Raw genomic sequence first — 16,737 nt, 5'->3', positions numbered from 1 at the left:
CCACCCCCTTATGAAGATGCCTTTGATCTGCGCTGACGCAGTACGTCGACAAATACTGCCACGATAATGACGACCCCGATGACCGCCATTTGTAAATCCGCTGATACGTTCAACAGGTTTAAGCCGTTACGTAATACAGCAATAATCAGCACGCCGACTAATGTGCCCCAAACTGTCCCTACACCACCAAAGAAACTTGCGCCTCCGATAATAACGGCTGCAATGGCGTCTAGTTCATAGCCGGACCCCGCCAACGGAAAGGCTGAATTAACACGGCCTACCATCATCAAGCCTGCTAAACCTGCCATTAATCCGCTAAGTGTATAGACGATGATCAGCACTCTATCTACATTGATACCTGAAAGACGGGCTGCTTCCTTATTGCCCCCAATGGCATAAATATAACGACCCGTTTGAGAACGCGTTAAGAAAATATGGAAAATAAAATAAATGACAAGAACTACTACAAAACTGACAGGAATCGGTCCGACATATTCACTCCCAAAATACTGAATCATATACGGGAAACCGGCAATCGGTGCTGCACCGGTAATGATCAATGCCAGCCCCCGTGCGATATTCATTGTCCCTAGCGTGGAAATGAATGGGTGCGGTAAACGTAATTTTGTTAATAACACACCATTTAACAATCCAAATCCAGCACCTACCAGTAAACAAACTAGTATACCGAGAATAGGGTGCATCCCCATTGTGACAGAAACAACACCCATCACCATAATCGAAACGGCGAGGATAGAACCTACAGATAAATCAATTCCTGCCGTTAAGATAGGCAAAAGCATACCTAGTGCTAAAAGGGCGTTAATAGTCGATTGCCGTGCAATATTCATTAAGTTGGTAACGGTTAAAAATTTATCGGATAAAAACGTTAATACAATCATCAAAATAATAAGTGCAAATAATGAACCAAACTTCCCTAATAGATTTTTATAATTCTTTTCCTGTTTATGCTCTTCTACATTTACTTCACCCAATAGTTGCGTAACTTTTTCCATATGATTCTCTCCTTATTAGCCGATAGTTGCTGCTCTCATTACTTGCTCCTGCGTTGCTTGTGCAATCGGTAAATCCGCTGTGATCCTTCCGGTGTTCATCACGATTACACGGTCACACATCCCCAAAATTTCGGGTAAATCAGATGAAATCATGATGACTATTTTCCCTTCTTCCACCAGCTTGTTCATAAGTCGATAAACTTCCACCTTCGCTCCGACATCAATGCCGCGTGTCGGCTCATCAAATATGAAAACCTTCGCATTTGTACAAAGCCATTTTGCAATGACCACTTTCTGCTGATTTCCTCCACTAAAATTCCGGGCATTTAATTCGATATTGTTGGGCCTGATCTGCAGCTCCTTCACATACCGTTTTGCCTGTTCCTTCATTGTGTTTAGATTCAACAGCTTAGTCCGCCCTGCAAACTTTTTCATATTGGCCAAACAAACGTTGATATCCAGCGGTAAATCCAGCAGCAATCCTTCTGACTTTCGATCCTCCGTTATAAAAGCGATACCTGCATCGATTGCCTGACGTGGATTGGTGATTTTCACTTCTTTTCCATCGATGAATATTTTGCCGCCCGCTCGTTTATCTGCTCCAAAAATGGCTCTTGCTAATTCTGTCCGGCCTGCACCAACCAGCCCTGACAACCCAACAATTTCCCCATAATGGACATCCAAATCAATTGGCGCGTGAGATGCTTCGACCTTAAAGCCCTTTAGACTAAAGCCTACATCCCCTCGTTCAAACTGTTTTTTAGGAAATTTTTCTTCTAATGAACGACCGACCATTAACTCAATCCATTCATCAGGTTTAGTTTCGCTCACAGGAAGTGTTTCAACGGAGCAGCCATCCCGCAAAATAGTAATTCGGTCGCCGAGACGCTGAATTTCTTCCAATCTATGAGAAATAAAGATAATTGAAATCCCTTCCGCTCTCAATTGATCTACAATTTTATAAAGCTGTTCCACTTCTCTGCCGCTTAAACAAGAGGTAGGCTCGTCCATAATAATGAGCTTTGCTTCTAGGATAAGCGCCTTCGCTATTTCGACAAGCTGCTGCTGACCTAACCCTAATTGACCTAATGGCATCGTTGCCAGCTTTGGGTTCTGCCCCAACCGAATGAGCAGCTCCTGTGCTTTTTCAATCATTTGTTTACGATTGAGAAAACCCATTTTACTGTTCTTTACTTCTCGGCCTAAAAATATATTTTCATAGACTGTCAATTCTTTAATAACATTCAATTCCTGATAGATGGTAGCAATACCCAGCTCCATCGCTTCGATTGGCGTATGGATTTTTACCGCTTGGCCTTCCCAATGGATAGTGCCTTTATCCATTGAATAAGCGCCTGTTAAAATTTTGATAAGTGTTGATTTACCAGCGCCATTTTCACCAAGCAAAACATGGACCTCTCCCGGTAGAACATTAAAGTTAACACCTTTTAATACATGATTATTTGCAAAACTCTTGTATATTTCTTTTACCTCTAATAATGGTTTCGTCATCCTATCACTCCTTCAGGTGTTTCCATTAATAGACTTTTTTGTTGCAGTATATGTAGCTTTTCATGCGCTCCTCGCCTCACAGGTTATTGCCAATAAAGAGGATGTCTGCTCCAGGTGCACTTGTTACTGAATGAAAATGTGTTACAGATGTAATAATTAAGGTTTCTTGAAGCTGCTATCTTCTAGAACGGAGATAGTTTTCGGGGAATTTGGGAGAATCCTGTTTCCTGCTGCTTCTTGTATGTTTGATGGCGCAAGGCTCGGCAATTGATTGATCTTTCATACATTCACACCTCCTTAAGTCATTTAGCAAGCTACTAACTTATACCCTGTATACCCACCTTTATACTATTTGTTAAACATCGCTTACAAAAATAATTTGGAAGAGGAAGGCACCTCCCGCTTCTCCAATGGGCTGAATAACACTTTTACACAAATATAAAGCCTGCCGAAGATCCTTCTGCGGCAGACTTTCTTTACCTATTTACCAAATTATTTTTCTTCATCCCCAAAGATTTCCGATACCCGCTCTAGAAGATGCGCTATCGAACAAATCGCTGCCTCATAAATGCCTCGCCAGCTTTCATAAGGCAGCCGGTATGTGCATAGACGTCGAGAGACCCTTTCACTACGAAAAATACTCATGATTGTATCTCCCCTCCTTTCCCCGCCAAGCTTTGTGTGTTTTCATCAAGCACAGTTGCCTCGCACGGAACTCCATCCCCCTACATAAGATAAGGAAGTGATGTCACCTGTAAGGAAAAGACCAGCTAGAACCTAAACATAAAGACCTTTTATGTAATGGCCGTCAATAGTACGCCAGCTGTTCATGTAATAAATAAACCCGCCTTTTTGAAGCCCGGAAATACATTATGTAAAAGCCACATTGATATACCAAAACGTGAAAGGGAACGAACACACTGATCCATCCTTACACGCAGCCAGCTCATAAAAGAGGTGTTATTTCACAAAGCGGCTCCCTTTAGCGACGCTTCCTCAACTTCCATATACCTATAATGGTCCTGCACGTCTCAGCTCTCTTTCAAGTACTTAAAAGGACGTGAGCTAGTGAAACATCAATATTGATAGAGGGAGTGAACAAAAATAAGCGATTTGGTTGCTTTATTGATTTTAGGATTTGCAGTGAGTCTTGATAGTTTTACAGTGGGATTAACCTACGGCATGCGAAATGTAACGATTCCTGTCAGATCATTTATCATCATTTCATCCTGTACCTTCGTGGTTTTATTACTCGCGATGCTGCTTGGTTCATTTATCGAGTTATTTATATCGTATGAGGCTGGGGAAAGAATCGGCGGAATCATACTCATCGGGATTGGTATCTGGGTTCTTTATCAATTCATCACTTCCCAAAGGACTGCACGTGAGCCGCAAACAGATTACAAGGTGATCGAATTTGAAATCAAACCTCTCTCCATTATTATTAAAATCTTGAAAAAGCCAATGGAAGCTGACTTTGATAAATCCGGGAAGATTAGCGGGATAGAAGCATTATTCCTAGGGCTTGCCCTATCACTAGACTCTTTCGGTGCAGGTATTGGCGCTGCATTAATTGACTTGCCGCCTATTCTGTTTTCTATCGTTGTGACTATTTCAAGTACAATCTTTGTGATAGCCGGGCTCAACATAGGAAAGATTTTTAGAAGTGTGGCGTGGATGAAAAACCTGACGCTGCTACCGGGGATCGCGTTAATTCTCATCGGTCTTTTCAAAATGTAGTTATCTAGATGAATATTATTTGACTAGAGCGTTGATCTCGTATTAACGCTCTTTTCACATATGCTAACGAGACATCGGCTTCTACAAAAAAGAATAGAAAAGTAGTCTTATAAAAGTATATTTTGAAGATGCTAACCATACATTTGGTTATATTGAATGATCCAATCGGTTAGGTCAGGTTGAAATAATCGGCTATCAAAATCTGCTTGGCACTCCGGTTAAAGGATAGATCATTCATATAGACCGATGGAGGGGTTTTCTAATGAACGCAACACAATACTACCGAGCCTCTGCCCAAGAGGTAATGAAAGAATTGGACGTAACGCCTCAAGGATTAACGGATTATGAAGTTCAATTACGCCACAAAAAGCATGGGTACAACGAATTAAAAGAAGGTAAACAAAAAAATGCGGTGCAGGTCTTTTTAGAGCAGTTCCAGGACTTCTTGGTCATCATTTTAATTGTGGCAGCTGTGATTTCTATCTTTCTTGGAGATGTTGAAAGTTCCGTCGTCATCATCGTAGTCATTGTTTTAAACTCTATTTTAGGCACCGTACAGCATATAAAAGCGGAGAAATCACTCAACAGCCTAAAAGCCATGGCCGCCCCGATCGCAAAGGTGCTGCGGAATGGAGAAACAATTGAGATTCCGTCTAGAGAGGTTATTGTCGGAGATATTCTTATTTTGGAGTCTGGCGATTATATCAGCGCGGATGGCCGTATCATTCAAAGCCATGGATTGCAAATCAATGAAAGCTCACTCACTGGTGAATCACTGGCAATCGATAAAATGGCAAATATTATTAACGAGACAGATGTAGCACTTGGTGATAAAAAGAACATGGTCTTTTCGGGCAGCTTTGTCACTAAGGGACGTGGACAAGTCATCGTTACATCGATCGGTATGGATACGGAAATCGGGAAAATCGCTAGTTTATTAGATAGTGCAAAGGAAAAGAAAACACCGCTTCAAGTAAGCCTCGATAACTTTGGTAAGCGGCTTGCATTTGGGATCATTGTTATTTGCCTTATTATTTTTGGACTGGATATTTTACGCGGCCGTGAGCTAGTCGATTCCTTCATGTTTGCCGTTTCATTAGCCGTTGCAGCCATTCCGGAGGCATTGAGTTCGATCGTGACGATTGTCCTTGCATTAGGCACACAAAACATGGCGAAGGAAAACGCGATTATGCGCAAATTGCCTGCCGTTGAAAGTCTCGGCAGTGTTTCTATCATTTGTTCGGATAAGACGGGCACGCTTACGCAAAACAAAATGACCGTTCGAAAAATTTATGTAAGTGAAGGAATTTTCGGGCACGATCAGCTGCAGATGAAAAATCAGCTTCATAAAAAATTCGTCGATATGGCTTTGTTATGTAACGATTCCATACTCTCTGATGGCAAGCAAATCGGGGACCCAACAGAATTGGCGCTTGTCAATTTAGGCCGCCAATATGAACTGAATGAACAAATCATAAGAGGCCTTCATCAACGTGTCGGTGAAGTACCGTTTGATTCGACTCGTAAATTGATGAGTACAGTTAACCGTATGGGGACGCGCAGTGTACTCATTACAAAAGGTGCTGTTGATGTTCTGCTGCCGCGTATTAGAAGAATGGAAACGTCACGAGGTGCAATGGGCATCACGGACGAGCACCTTGAAAGCATTCGACGAGCTGCTCATAACTTTTCGAGTGAGGGACTGCGGGTACTGGCCATCGCTTATAAAGATGTCTTCTCCCCCCGCATCAGTCCGGAAGATGAAAATAATTATACATTCGTTGGATTAGTGGCAATGATGGACCCGCCGCGTGAGGAATCTGCACAGGCCATTGCGGATTGTATTGATGCAGGCATCAAGCCGGTCATGATTACGGGCGACCATAAAATCACTGCCACGGCGATTGCCAAACAAATCGGTATTTTAAAGGACCCTTCTGAAGCAATGGAAGGCGTGGAGATTGAAAGATTAACAGATGAAGAGCTGCGAAACAAAGTAGAAAAGATCTCCGTATACGCACGCGTATCGCCGGAGCATAAAATCCGTATTGTGAAAGCTTGGCAGGAAAAAGGACATGTCGTAGCCATGACGGGTGACGGTGTAAACGATGCCCCTGCGTTAAAACAGGCAAACATCGGTGTTGCGATGGGTATTACAGGAACGGAAGTCGCAAAAGATGCTTCCTCCATGATTTTAACCGACGATAATTTCCTAACGATTGTCAAAGCCATCTCAAACGGGCGAAGTATTTATGCCAACATTAAAAATGCCATTAAGTTTTTATTATCCGGAAATGCAGGGGCTATTCTAGTCGTGCTGTACGCTACACTGCTCGCACTGCCGGTTCCTTTTGCTCCTGTACACTTACTATTTATCAACTTACTAACAGACAGCTTGCCGGCAATTGCCATTGGACTAGAGCCGCACAATAAAAAGCTGATGAAAGAAAAACCGCGTAATATCCAGGAGCCATTACTTAATAAAAAGTTCGCCACCCAGGTAGGATTAGAGGGTCTGGTGATTGCAGCAGTAACCATTATCGCCTTCCAAGTCGGCTTATCATCCGGTGATCCATTAGTAGGCAGTACGATGGCCTTTGCTACATTATGTTTAGCACGTCTGTTCCACGGCTTCAACTGCCGGGCAGATCAATCCATCTTCAAACTAGGACTGTTCTCAAACATCGCTGTGTGGATTGCCTTTTTACTAGGCTTAACCCTTTTAAACACTGTACTGATCGCAGGCTGGTTTGAGGTAGCAACATTAAATCACATGCAATTATTCTGGGTGTATGGATTAGCAGTGATTCCATTGATCATCATTCAGCTTGAAAGAGTATTCTTTGGGAAAGAAGACTAGAGAGGATTGAATTGAGAGATTACGGGCGTTGACTGTATCGGTCAGCGCTTTTTTTAATGGAATTATTGAATTCCGGCCACGTTCTGAAAAGCCTAGTCACTCAGCACTATCAATACTATTGAACTTATATTACCTAGTGTTGGATTTCTTTGAGAATTTTTATCTTGCTGTTCCTTTGTAAGGAAGTAATTCATTTGCTCGATCTAATATGAAGTGATTCTCTAAAATCATCCTTTTACTTTCCAGGCTTGTATAACTTCTCAAAGGATTAATGCATATTCATTGACTGAGCCTGAGATAAATTGTATATACAGATCATGCGTCTTCTGTAATAATTGAGTCAAGCAGTAATGGAGGTTCGTGCGGAAATTCTTTTTACGAGAAGCCTCCATCTATTAATCAAAACCGCTGTTAAATGGATATATATTTATTTTATATTTTTGAAAACCCTATAGATTACATTTATAAAATCTCTATATAACTCTCTGCTAAATCGATACCCTTTGTCATTTCTAACTCGGGGTATTTTCTGTCTAGTTCCCTTAGTGTGACAATTAGTTTTTTACTTTGTAATTTTTCAGCTATATCTTCAAAAACCTCACTTATATAATATAAATCCTCTTTGTTACAATTCTCTAAGTACCTTATTGCCCTCTCCTCATTTCCCGAAAGAACTTCTGTTATTTCGTTCCAGCTTTTTTGTATTCCATAGTCATCGTTTAGATGCAGTTCTTTTCTTTTGGATAATATAGCTTCCATTTCATTAGCAATATTCATGATTATCCCCCTGAGCTCTATAAAGCTTGGTTTAGAATTCTCCAATAGTATTTCATGTACTTAATTCTCTTCTATTTCAAGCACATCCCCAACCGGTCCCAGCTTTTCAATTAGCTTCTTTGCTTTCCCATATGGATAGCTCTCTATCAATGTATACGGAGGATGTTTGGAAGCCTTCAATAGTTCTCCTGGAGAAATTTCAATCCCTAAAACACTTTTTATCTTCACTAAATCTTTTACACCTTCTCTTGGAGCAGTTACTAACACTACCTTACAACTATCCGGTATATCAACTAGTAAATTATTTTCTGTCATACCTATAAAACCTTCGTTTACCCATTTACTAAAATCTGAGGTGATAATCGCAGCATGGTCGGGATTCATATCCCCGCAATCAACAACTAACACTTCTTTTGTGTTTTGCGAAGCATACATTAAGAATACATTTCCTCCGCCATCATCCCCGACAGCGATCGTACCCGGGGCATATTTATCTACTTCCCATGTTTCATTCCTTTCCAAGATATCTTCTGTCCCATAAATGAAAAGTCCACCGCCAATTGACAGGCCATTCGTATGTCTTAACAAATCCTTGTAAGCATTAGGTAAGTTTACGCCTAACCGGCTTTCCATTTCTTGAATATCCATTTCGCTAGCTGCTTTGTATCTTACTAACCCTGCAATGCTCGATAAATCTACCATTTATAAAGACCCCCTTAACTTTCTAATTCCTTTTATGTATCCTGCATTATTTCCCCAGCAATTTCGGTGCTGCTTAATACGATCTCCTATTGTATTATAAGTAACTCTAACATCCTCCCGACTTTCAATTTCATTTATTATTGATAAAAAATAGCACTTGCTGTCTTTATTAGACAATCAGGTGCTATCTTCACTTTATTATTTTCTATTAAACTTTTGAATCTAAAACCTTGATCACCAAAAATTAAATATGTATTTCCATACGATCTGTATACTTCTCTTTAATTCTTAGTATCTGGAGGCCCATTTTTCCTAACACCTTACTAAAGGCACTAGAAGATTACACCAAAACTAACATTCTCAAAATTTAAGTATGCATTACAAATACCTGAAGTATAATAAGGCTTGATTTTATCAATTTTTCTCTTTGTAATAAACAAACCAAATCCCGATATATCATGACAGGTTTTTTCAAGTAATTGTATCTCTGTGTCTGTATCGTCATTCGCAACGATTACCTCAACATCTTGATTAATTAACTGAATTGCTTGTTCATGTATATTGATCAACTTATCAATTTCTTTATAAATATTTTCGTTGTGAAATTCTACATCAATTATATCAAAGTCCGTTTCAAAATACTTTCGGTCCTCATACTTATAGCTATTCACTTCAATATTTTCAGCATATTCTTTTGTAAATAAATGACGTATGATTGTTATATCTTGTTTCTTTAATTCTTCTACTGAAAGATAAGTATTTACTAATCTCATTACTTACTCACCCCTGTCTCTAATAGAGAGTAAAACTGTAACGGTCCGTAGATATTCAACTTTCCCTTATGCTTTAAATTAGGAAAACACTTGCTGCTTTTAGCTGACAATCAGGTGCTAAATTCGATTTTTCCATCTCTAGTCACTCAAGATATTTATCTGCTATCATTAAGATTCTATAGTTGTTCGATCAACAAAGTTATGATTTTCTCTCATAATCATTCTTGAAAGGCGTCTGCCGGCTCTCTTAAAAAAGAAATCATCTGCAAAATCATTTGATTCTATAGGAGAAATCTGATTAATTACCCCATGTTTTTTATCATATTCAATCCGTCCCATTGTATTCTCATTGGGTCCATAAAAATATACTACCCTATCCTCATCTTCGAAGTCTTTTACCATTACTACAAAAACCGCCACAATTCTTCGCTCCTTGAATTTTTCTCCCTCTAAATATTATTAAGCAGAAACAGTTTCAACTTGAGCATTTCTCCTCTAAGTACTCAATACAAAAACAATTACTTACTCGCCTCTAAGCCATTCTTTATAAGTTTTCTAATTGTATTATTTCCACCAATTAGAAGTAATCTGTTTCAAATTTAATTCAATAAACTCAATCACTTTTTTGTAATCATTTGATGTGAATTCACGAATGGGATTTTCCCAGTCCGAATCCTTTACAATTAACACTAAGTAATTGCCCTCGGGGGGAATGTCAGGATTCCAGCCTAAGTCTAATGTTAATGATGTTTTCTCGTGATGTAATTGCATAAACTATCGGTAAACATAAACCATCGATCATCATCCATATCTAACGTCTGCGGATCTATTTCCCAAAAATTATTATAATGAACATTCCATCCTTCAGTTATTCTTAACGGATGAATACTTACTTCTGGAACATCCAACTTAACATATTTCCTCATACTTATGACCTCTTAATCATTAAATTATTTTAATCTTAATTGTCTTGAGTATTTATTTAGCCGTTCTCCGGCAATAGGATGTCCATCATACACTTTTCTCTAATCCAAATAGTCGGTTTTCCATAAGTTCTTCCTTCGCCGAATGGTTAACGAGTAAGAACAGGCTGACTGCACCTATATATTCTGATTACTTCGTCAGCATGCCCTACTATATTATTACCTAGAAATTTCTCGTTAATTTTTTGCTACTCCTACTAATAACTCCCCAAGATGTCCTCTCTTCAATTACTCATAATTTTCTTCTAGCTCCGGATTAAAGTAAAGCCTCTTACAGAGTATTACCATCTGGTTCTCTTGATTTTTAAATAAATCGTTTTTTTGATGTCTCGCTCAAATACCAGTTTCTTAAACGTAAATTAACATAAAAACCTTGAAAAGCATTTAGCCAATCAAGATTTCCAAATTTACAGTAATTCTCTCTACTTTTTACAACTTTAGTGAAGTTTACTCCTATGAAGTTATTTCTCTAATATATAAGTTTTATAAGGACCATCTTCATCTTCTTTAAATACATATATTCTCTCACATTTAGGACATCGCCATACTTCATATCGTGGTTCTGGTATAGAGAGAGGGTCTACCTTCTCTCCTTGGTTAATAATATCATTCCATTCTTCGTCAGTATAAACCACCGATTCTATATTATTTGGGGACAATGAATTTGTAAGAAGTTCTCCACATTTACAGTTTAATCTCGCCATAATTTCCTACTACGGATGAGTAATTAATCCAACATTTATCCATGTTTCTATTTTTCCAGATATTTTATTATGTGAAGACCCTGCTCAGTAGTTACTCCTGCCTATCTCCCATCAATAATAACTGTTTCTGCACTTTGCTTTAATCCTTTTTGTATCTTTATAACGCCAGTATTTATAATTAGATTTTTTTCGAACTAAAATCATTTCTTAGTAACTACTAATTTTCATCTATTACTTGTATTCCTTTAACTTGAGCACGGTCATTAATCTCTTTGATTAAATTGTTTCTATAAACTGATACTGCTCCGTGTATTTCTCTTTTACCATCTGCATCTATATATTCCGGAAATAAGATAAAATTTGTTTGATCCATTTTTTTTATTATATATTCATTCCCTTCAAATTCCCCACATCTGATATGATAGGAAGTTATAAAAGACATGATATCTTCATATAATTCCTGTGTATTAATTTCTGCCTGCAAAAATCCTTCTAAAACATTCATAATAATCTTACCTTTCTATTTTATTGGATATCTCCGGACTAATGGATGACAACCTTCCCATCATTTCCGTTGAATCAATGTCAGCATAGAAAGGTGTGTTCTGTTCATCAATCCTTTCAATAATTTCAAACGCTGCTAAATCTTTAAAAACATCTTGGCTAATACAGCGGATCAAATCAAGGTTTGATAACTCACATAGACATTTATCTGTAATTTTTAAGTGCCATACAGGAAGTGACACATCAGAATATTGAATTGCATTTTGTATTACACTTTCATATTCTTCATTGGTCAAAAACTCTTTTAATTTCATTTTTCTATTCATTACATCCATTACTCCCATTATTATTTAAGTAGTTACACTCCGCCATTGGGGGCAAACATATCTTCAATTTTTTCATCTTGGCGTTTACCTCATTCACCTTAGTTATGTAAAGTTGTCGAAGTTCATTATCTAAATTAAGATTTTCGATCATTCTTTTCCAACCCCGGTTCAAACCTACTAAACCACGTTATGTTTTAGAAACTTCTTAAGCATGATCATAATAACCTTCACCTTGTTTTGGAACAGGGTACCAACTAAATCGCTATGTGCGACTTCACTTACTCTCTTCGGAACTTTATGCTGCCCAGCCATGTAGCTGCTTCATATATAAGAGGTGTTTACACCCCTTAATTTCTTCGTATAAGCCTTAAAGTACTTATAACTCTTCTACCGTGAAGACTTTATATAATCGTCGTACACTTCTTTTACCTTGTCTGGATGAAAGACATTCTTTACTTGTCCCACCACTTTTTTCCCAATATTAATGGCACCCTTGCTTACCTTAGCTCCTACTCTGACAAGCGCCCCGCTGGGAAAAGTCGCTAATTTTGTCGCCATTGATCGATCGGATTTACACCGAAGACTTCTTCGAGTCCGGCCATAATATTAGGGATACCTAGCTAAAAGAATTCTCTTCCGATTATATACCTTTTAAGATTCCCCCCTTCGTCAGCTTCAGCGCTTTTTCAATGAAATCTTTATTCTCCTTGTATATTGTTATTTGCAAAAAATTAAGCATTTAGTAAGCTAATCACATAACCTTTCTTTTCAAACTACGTACATGAAGATATAGAAGTGTGAAAAAGCACTTGTCGCCTGTTATAGACAATCAAGTGCTTTGAGTTTATAAATTTATTAATATTTGTAAGTTTTACAAGTTATTTTAATATTGACAGTATGACATCCATAAGTGGTCCCTTGTAAGTAAAATGTCATCTCGCCTATTCTCGTTCTTATTGCTTAATTGTTAAAATAGCACTCCTTGATGGTCTAGCCTTCATGACATATTGGTTTTGTAAAGGTGGGAGCTTTATTTAACACCTGCACTGTAAACCACATATTTTCACAGTAAATATGGGTTGTCTTCCTAGTCGTATTGTTTTAATCATAACAGAAAACCTTGAAAGATTGTTAGCCTATCAAGGTGATAGTTAAATATTCAAAAAATAATTTTATTCCTACTCCAAATTTAACATTTAACCCAATTAACCCAATTAATACTTCTTCTCATATATATTAGTGCTTTTGATTAATCTAAAATCCGGTAAATGTATCTTGAAATATCTATTTCTTCTCCATCTTAAATTATGATAAATTTAATATTTCTTTTATTTCTTTTAAGGAAACTTCAACTCTTGTTCGATCTTGAGGTCGTCTTGTTAAATAGTCTTCCCCAGCCTCTGTTAAATATTGAAAAAATACCTTTTCATCTACAATAGCATTTTCCTCAACTTCAGCCATAGGAGGTTGTATACTGAAGTTAACACCAGTTTCACCAAAATATCCCTCTTCTCCTGGCTGATATTCATTTGCAAAAATACAACATACTGGATCCATCCCAAACCCTTTTTTGTTTTTGAAATTATCAATCGCTTCCATAAACTTCCCATCACCTATTATTTTGTAATATAGACGCATCAACCCAACTTTTTCTGAAAATTCTTCAATAATATAAACTTCCACACTCATAACAAACACTCCTTTAACATTTAATCTAGAACTGGGAAGAAATTCGAAATCTCACCTGCATTTTTGTCTTTAAAGCCCATAAACTTCAATTGTTTCCCATTTACATTGACATACCCTTCTACCATATCACTTGGTGACCTATCTCCACCATGAATTGTCCTATTATTACTAATACCTTCTTCCATTGCTTCCCTACCCAACTTTAATATCTGTTCATCAGAAAAAACCTTTGGGTCATATACTGTCTTAGGATTCTTATACTCTTTCCACTGTCCAGTAAAGTTACCTTTTCCACCATTTTCTTTACTCAATCCATCATAAACAGGAAGCTTATATTTTGCCTCATAAATTCCTGAAATATCAGGATGAGATGTTTTAGTAACAGCTTGATTAATATCCTTAACTTGATTACCAAAGTTATCTAAAATAAATTGTTCAAAGTTCTCAAGATTGTGACCACCCTTTATTCCAATATTCGGTTTTGCTTTAAAACCCTCCACTTCGGTTAAATGTGTATCATAACCCTTTTTAAAAGTAACATCTTTTACCGTCCCCTTATCAACGGCCTTCCCAGTACTCTTTACATCATCTACAGCCTTACCTGCATCCCTCGCAGCCCCTGCAACGTCCCCTGCCTTATCCAATAGCTTCGCAGGCTTAAAGAAGGTGAACCCGATCGCCATTGCTTTTTCAACTGCTATTGCTTCTGGGTCCAGTATGGTCCGAATATCCTCCGTAAAGAAATCGAATACATACTTGGCGGCCCCATAGATTTGGCATATAGCGCCAATCTATCCGGTGTACCTGAGCCATTTCCCCCAAGCACCTTCCGCATGCCTTCATAGGTAAGCTTTTCCTTCGAAACTACCTCCTGCATATAAAATGTCATCTCGCCTAATTATCGTACTTCCTTCGCAAGGCAAGTATTAAAACAAAATACCTTGATGGTACAACCATCCTGAGTTCTGAATTTCATCAAAGCCATGAGTTTTTGATTCAAAAGTCATCTTACTTTTAACCATAAAAATCTTAAAGTAAAAAACCTTGAAAGGCATATAGCCAATCAAGGTTTCACAATACTGATTTAACCGTTTTGATGTTCCTTTTTCGCTAAATCCATCGCTACGGCTAATTTAATTTGAAAAACTTTACTTAACCCTCTCTGAAAATCCTTCAGATTGAAAGTTTCAATTATAGGAACTTCCGAATGATCGACTCTACTAATTTCAATTTTAGCAATTCTATCAAGGTCAACTAAAATAGTGAATATGTCTTCGCTTTGGTCAGGTGTCCAATTTAAAATATATGCACTTTTTACTTCTCCAAAAGTAGTTCTTAACACATTCAATATTGCTTCTGCTTTACCATCTTGAGCCGAAACAATGTTCGAACCTTCTAACTCCTTTCTGAAATCCTGTTCCTGTTTGCTTCCGATTAGTTTCATTTTATCACCCCTGGTGTAGTAGTAACTAGATTCCCATACTTATCGGTTAGTACTGTCATAATATTTGTAGGAGAACCACTAAACTTATCAATACCTATGTTTGAGTCTAATGTAACTTCCCTTACATATCTAGCCTGCTTCTCGATTGTCCCATCTGCTAACTTTATATCTGAGTATAAAACTCTTGAAACTGGAGTGTTCACAACTTCTTTACTTTGAAGAACTCCCTTAAGTTCGTCAGGTGTAATTGAGAATTGGGAAGCATTCTTTGAAGGGTTAAAATGCCTATCTAATACATGATTAAAACCTGCTCCTTCTGCTGCACTTCCATTTCTTAAGTTTACTCTAGACTGAACAAGAGGAGGCATTCCTTCAATCTTACCCGTACCCTTATCCACGGCCTTCCCTGCATCCTTCGCAGCCCCTGCAACGTCCCCTGCCTTATCCAATAGCTTCGCAGGCTTAAAGAAGGTGAACCCGATCGCTATTGCTTTTTCAATTGCTGTTGCTTCTGGGTCCAGTATGGTCCGAATATCCTCCGTAAAGAAATCGAATACATACTTGGCAGATGGCCCCATAGATTTGGCATATAGCGCCAATCCATCCGGTGTACCTGAGCCATTCCCCCCAAGCACCTTCCGCATGCCTTCATAGGTAAGCTCTTCCTTCGCCGAATAGGTACCAGGTGAGGACGGGCTGCTAACATCCATGCCTTCTGCCTGCTTGGCCAGTGCAGCATAGATTTCCTCCAGATCTGGATCGCTGCTTTTGCTTACCTGCTGCACCGTTTCACTTGTTTGATTGCCTGGTGATAGGTTCCCTAAGCCGAGCATCACAGGGCCATACGTTGGGTAGGACTTTTGCGCAAATCCGCCAAAGCCGAATCGGATTGGCACCATATTGGATAAGGAAGCCTGCAGCATCAGAGTAAGCTGATTCTGTTCATGCAGCGCATGTGCCACACTGCCGACTGGTGCCTGCTGGGCAGCTATCGCCATGCCCAGGCTGGAGCGGGAAGCCATCGCAGACCAGGTATCAGCTGGGAAATTGACATCTGTCAATCCCGCCTGGAACAGTCCTTCGATGTTTTTCACCCATTCCTTCATCGACTGGATACTTGTTTCGATGGGGAGCAGCTGCGCCGTCTGCGTGCTATCAAATGTATGTAGCGCCTCTACCGTATCATCCCGCTTTGTTTTGGCATCCGCGATACTTTCATGGACAAGTGTATCATCGAGCTTCGGCAGGCCGACAATATCGGCTATCTCGTCCATAATGGCATTCGCTTCGTCTGTCAGCGCTGTCGTGATATCAGCGCTCGCTGTGAGTCCTTCCTCTATCGTTGTTTCGAGAAATTCTTCTACGATATGCCCATCATCCATCGGCTCTAATGACGAAAGCGCCTGTTGTGTCTGCTGGAGAACCGTATTGAATTCTTCTTTAAACGTCAGGAAATACTGAAGAAAAGGAAGATGGCAGGATGTGTAGAAGTCACGGATTGCCTGGCCGCCCTCCCCTTTCAGCGCCTCCTCCATGGCCGTCAGTTCCTCTACTGCCTTCTGGATGGCGGTCATTTCCTTTTCCAGCCGGTTCATTCGGTTGATGTTACGGGTCAATCCATCGTGGAGATGATCGACATCCAATACTTTCATTATATCACCCACTCCAATTTGTCTGGAAGTATTTCCCCAGTCTTCCGACATCGTT

19 protein-coding genes are annotated in these 16,737 nt (G+C 39.0%); 2 read left to right on the top strand and 17 right to left on the bottom strand.

Annotated features, from left to right (window positions below; translation table 11 throughout):
• Nucleotides 1-8 precede the first annotated feature (8 nt).
• The 3 genes from AA0Y26_RS08650 to AA0Y26_RS08640 form a co-directional block, all read right to left on the bottom strand.
• Complete coding sequence (locus AA0Y26_RS08650; protein WP_413368119.1) at nucleotides 9-902, bottom strand: ABC transporter permease; 894 nt, start codon at nucleotides 900-902, stop codon at nucleotides 9-11.
• 129 nt (nucleotides 903-1,031) lie between these two features.
• Nucleotides 1,032-2,528, bottom strand: a complete 1,497-nt coding sequence (locus AA0Y26_RS08645; RefSeq protein ID WP_413366929.1) for a sugar ABC transporter ATP-binding protein — start codon at nucleotides 2,526-2,528, stop codon at nucleotides 1,032-1,034.
• A gap of 492 nt (nucleotides 2,529-3,020) precedes the next feature.
• The gene (locus AA0Y26_RS08640; protein WP_413366927.1) at nucleotides 3,021-3,173 is read right to left on the bottom strand and encodes a hypothetical protein; all 153 of its coding nucleotides are present in this window, start codon (nucleotides 3,171-3,173) and stop codon (nucleotides 3,021-3,023) included.
• 468 nt (nucleotides 3,174-3,641) lie between these two features.
• Here AA0Y26_RS08640 and ytaF point away from each other — a divergent pair, with 468 nt between their 5' ends.
• On the top strand, nucleotides 3,642-4,268 hold the full coding sequence (gene ytaF / locus AA0Y26_RS08635) for a sporulation membrane protein YtaF (protein ID WP_413366925.1): 627 nt from the start codon (nucleotides 3,642-3,644) through the stop codon (nucleotides 4,266-4,268).
• A 262-nt stretch (nucleotides 4,269-4,530) separates the two neighbouring features.
• On the top strand, nucleotides 4,531-7,128 hold the full coding sequence (locus tag AA0Y26_RS08630) for a cation-translocating P-type ATPase (RefSeq protein ID WP_413366923.1): 2,598 nt from the start codon (nucleotides 4,531-4,533) through the stop codon (nucleotides 7,126-7,128).
• Between the two features lie 462 nt (nucleotides 7,129-7,590).
• Here AA0Y26_RS08630 and AA0Y26_RS08625 read toward each other — a convergent pair whose 3' ends face one another.
• The 14 genes from AA0Y26_RS08625 to AA0Y26_RS08560 form a co-directional block, all read right to left on the bottom strand.
• On the bottom strand, nucleotides 7,591-7,905 hold the full coding sequence (locus AA0Y26_RS08625; RefSeq protein ID WP_413366921.1) for a hypothetical protein: 315 nt from the start codon (nucleotides 7,903-7,905) through the stop codon (nucleotides 7,591-7,593).
• A gap of 60 nt (nucleotides 7,906-7,965) precedes the next feature.
• Nucleotides 7,966-8,607 (bottom strand): SMI1/KNR4 family protein, encoded by a 642-nt coding sequence (locus AA0Y26_RS08620; protein WP_413366919.1) that lies wholly within the window; start codon nucleotides 8,605-8,607, stop codon nucleotides 7,966-7,968.
• A gap of 332 nt (nucleotides 8,608-8,939) precedes the next feature.
• Nucleotides 8,940-9,380 carry a hypothetical protein gene (locus AA0Y26_RS08615; protein WP_413366918.1) on the bottom strand — a complete coding sequence of 147 codons (441 nt, stop codon included), beginning with the start codon at nucleotides 9,378-9,380 and terminating at the stop codon, nucleotides 8,940-8,942.
• A gap of 168 nt (nucleotides 9,381-9,548) precedes the next feature.
• Entirely contained in the window at nucleotides 9,549-9,800 is a 252-nt protein-coding gene (locus tag AA0Y26_RS08610; RefSeq protein ID WP_413366916.1) for a hypothetical protein, read from the bottom strand.
• Nucleotides 9,801-9,944: 144 nt separating this feature from the next.
• On the bottom strand, nucleotides 9,945-10,151 hold the full coding sequence (locus tag AA0Y26_RS08605) for a hypothetical protein (protein WP_413366914.1): 207 nt from the start codon (nucleotides 10,149-10,151) through the stop codon (nucleotides 9,945-9,947).
• A 673-nt stretch (nucleotides 10,152-10,824) separates the two neighbouring features.
• Nucleotides 10,825-11,067, bottom strand: a complete 243-nt coding sequence (locus tag AA0Y26_RS08600) for a hypothetical protein (RefSeq protein WP_413366912.1) — start codon at nucleotides 11,065-11,067, stop codon at nucleotides 10,825-10,827.
• Nucleotides 11,068-11,284: 217 nt separating this feature from the next.
• Nucleotides 11,285-11,572 carry a hypothetical protein gene (locus AA0Y26_RS08595; RefSeq protein WP_413366910.1) on the bottom strand — a complete coding sequence of 96 codons (288 nt, stop codon included), beginning with the start codon at nucleotides 11,570-11,572 and terminating at the stop codon, nucleotides 11,285-11,287.
• 7 nt (nucleotides 11,573-11,579) lie between these two features.
• Entirely contained in the window at nucleotides 11,580-11,897 is a 318-nt protein-coding gene (locus AA0Y26_RS08590; RefSeq protein WP_413366908.1) for a hypothetical protein, read from the bottom strand.
• A 387-nt stretch (nucleotides 11,898-12,284) separates the two neighbouring features.
• Complete coding sequence (locus tag AA0Y26_RS08585) at nucleotides 12,285-12,455, bottom strand: hypothetical protein (protein ID WP_413366906.1); 171 nt, start codon at nucleotides 12,453-12,455, stop codon at nucleotides 12,285-12,287.
• 747 nt (nucleotides 12,456-13,202) lie between these two features.
• A complete protein-coding gene (cdiI, locus tag AA0Y26_RS08580) occupies nucleotides 13,203-13,586 on the bottom strand; it encodes a ribonuclease toxin immunity protein CdiI (RefSeq protein WP_413366904.1) in 384 nt (127 codons plus the stop codon).
• Between the two features lie 20 nt (nucleotides 13,587-13,606).
• A complete protein-coding gene (locus tag AA0Y26_RS08575; protein ID WP_413366902.1) occupies nucleotides 13,607-14,269 on the bottom strand; it encodes a CdiA family toxin C-terminal domain-containing protein in 663 nt (220 codons plus the stop codon).
• A gap of 14 nt (nucleotides 14,270-14,283) precedes the next feature.
• Nucleotides 14,284-14,463, bottom strand: coding sequence for a hypothetical protein (locus tag AA0Y26_RS08570; protein ID WP_413366900.1), 180 nt, complete (start codon nucleotides 14,461-14,463; stop codon nucleotides 14,284-14,286).
• Nucleotides 14,464-14,670: 207 nt separating this feature from the next.
• Nucleotides 14,671-15,030 (bottom strand): hypothetical protein, encoded by a 360-nt coding sequence (locus AA0Y26_RS08565; protein WP_413366898.1) that lies wholly within the window; start codon nucleotides 15,028-15,030, stop codon nucleotides 14,671-14,673.
• Nucleotides 15,027-16,733: a ribonuclease YeeF family protein gene (locus AA0Y26_RS08560; protein WP_413366896.1), complete on the bottom strand. Its 1,707-nt coding sequence runs from the start codon at nucleotides 16,731-16,733 to the stop codon at nucleotides 15,027-15,029. The genes AA0Y26_RS08565 and AA0Y26_RS08560 overlap by 4 nt, the downstream gene beginning before the upstream one ends.
• Nucleotides 16,734-16,737: the final 4 nt, after the last annotated feature.

The sequence above is a fragment of the Lysinibacillus canaveralius genome (genome assembly GCF_047301505.1).
Classification (GTDB): domain Bacteria; phylum Bacillota; class Bacilli; order Bacillales_A; family Planococcaceae; genus Lysinibacillus_B.
This window is presented reverse-complemented; position numbering and strand designations above follow the sequence as displayed.

Bases quoted from the DNA above. Each gene is read 5' to 3' on its own strand.
- AA0Y26_RS08640 (WP_413366927.1), bottom strand. From the start codon at position 3,173: ATGAGTATTTTTCGTAGTGAAAGGGTCTCTCGACGTCTATGCACATAC.
- AA0Y26_RS08630 (WP_413366923.1), top strand. From the start codon at position 4,531: ATGAACGCAACACAATACTACCGAGCCTCTGCCCAAGAGGTAATGAAA.
- AA0Y26_RS08645 (WP_413366929.1), bottom strand. From the start codon at position 2,528: ATGACGAAACCATTATTAGAGGTAAAAGAAATATACAAGAGTTTTGCA.
- AA0Y26_RS08595 (WP_413366910.1), bottom strand. From the start codon at position 11,572: ATGAATGTTTTAGAAGGATTTTTGCAGGCAGAAATTAATACACAGGAA.
- AA0Y26_RS08585 (WP_413366906.1), bottom strand. From the start codon at position 12,455: ATGGCGACAAAATTAGCGACTTTTCCCAGCGGGGCGCTTGTCAGAGTA.
- AA0Y26_RS08620 (WP_413366919.1), bottom strand. From the start codon at position 8,607: ATGGTAGATTTATCGAGCATTGCAGGGTTAGTAAGATACAAAGCAGCT.
- AA0Y26_RS08560 (WP_413366896.1), bottom strand. From the start codon at position 16,733: ATGTCGGAAGACTGGGGAAATACTTCCAGACAAATTGGAGTGGGTGAT.
- AA0Y26_RS08625 (WP_413366921.1), bottom strand. From the start codon at position 7,905: ATGAATATTGCTAATGAAATGGAAGCTATATTATCCAAAAGAAAAGAA.
- AA0Y26_RS08570 (WP_413366900.1), bottom strand. From the start codon at position 14,463: ATGCAGGAGGTAGTTTCGAAGGAAAAGCTTACCTATGAAGGCATGCGG.
- AA0Y26_RS08565 (WP_413366898.1), bottom strand. From the start codon at position 15,030: ATGAAACTAATCGGAAGCAAACAGGAACAGGATTTCAGAAAGGAGTTA.
- AA0Y26_RS08650 (WP_413368119.1), bottom strand. From the start codon at position 902: ATGATTGTATTAACGTTTTTATCCGATAAATTTTTAACCGTTACCAAC.
- AA0Y26_RS08600 (WP_413366912.1), bottom strand. From the start codon at position 11,067: ATGGCGAGATTAAACTGTAAATGTGGAGAACTTCTTACAAATTCATTG.
- cdiI (WP_413366904.1), bottom strand. From the start codon at position 13,586: ATGAGTGTGGAAGTTTATATTATTGAAGAATTTTCAGAAAAAGTTGGG.
- AA0Y26_RS08615 (WP_413366918.1), bottom strand. From the start codon at position 9,380: ATGAGATTAGTAAATACTTATCTTTCAGTAGAAGAATTAAAGAAACAA.
- AA0Y26_RS08605 (WP_413366914.1), bottom strand. From the start codon at position 10,151: ATGCAATTACATCACGAGAAAACATCATTAACATTAGACTTAGGCTGG.
- AA0Y26_RS08590 (WP_413366908.1), bottom strand. From the start codon at position 11,897: ATGAATAGAAAAATGAAATTAAAAGAGTTTTTGACCAATGAAGAATAT.
- AA0Y26_RS08575 (WP_413366902.1), bottom strand. From the start codon at position 14,269: ATGGCGATCGGGTTCACCTTCTTTAAGCCTGCGAAGCTATTGGATAAG.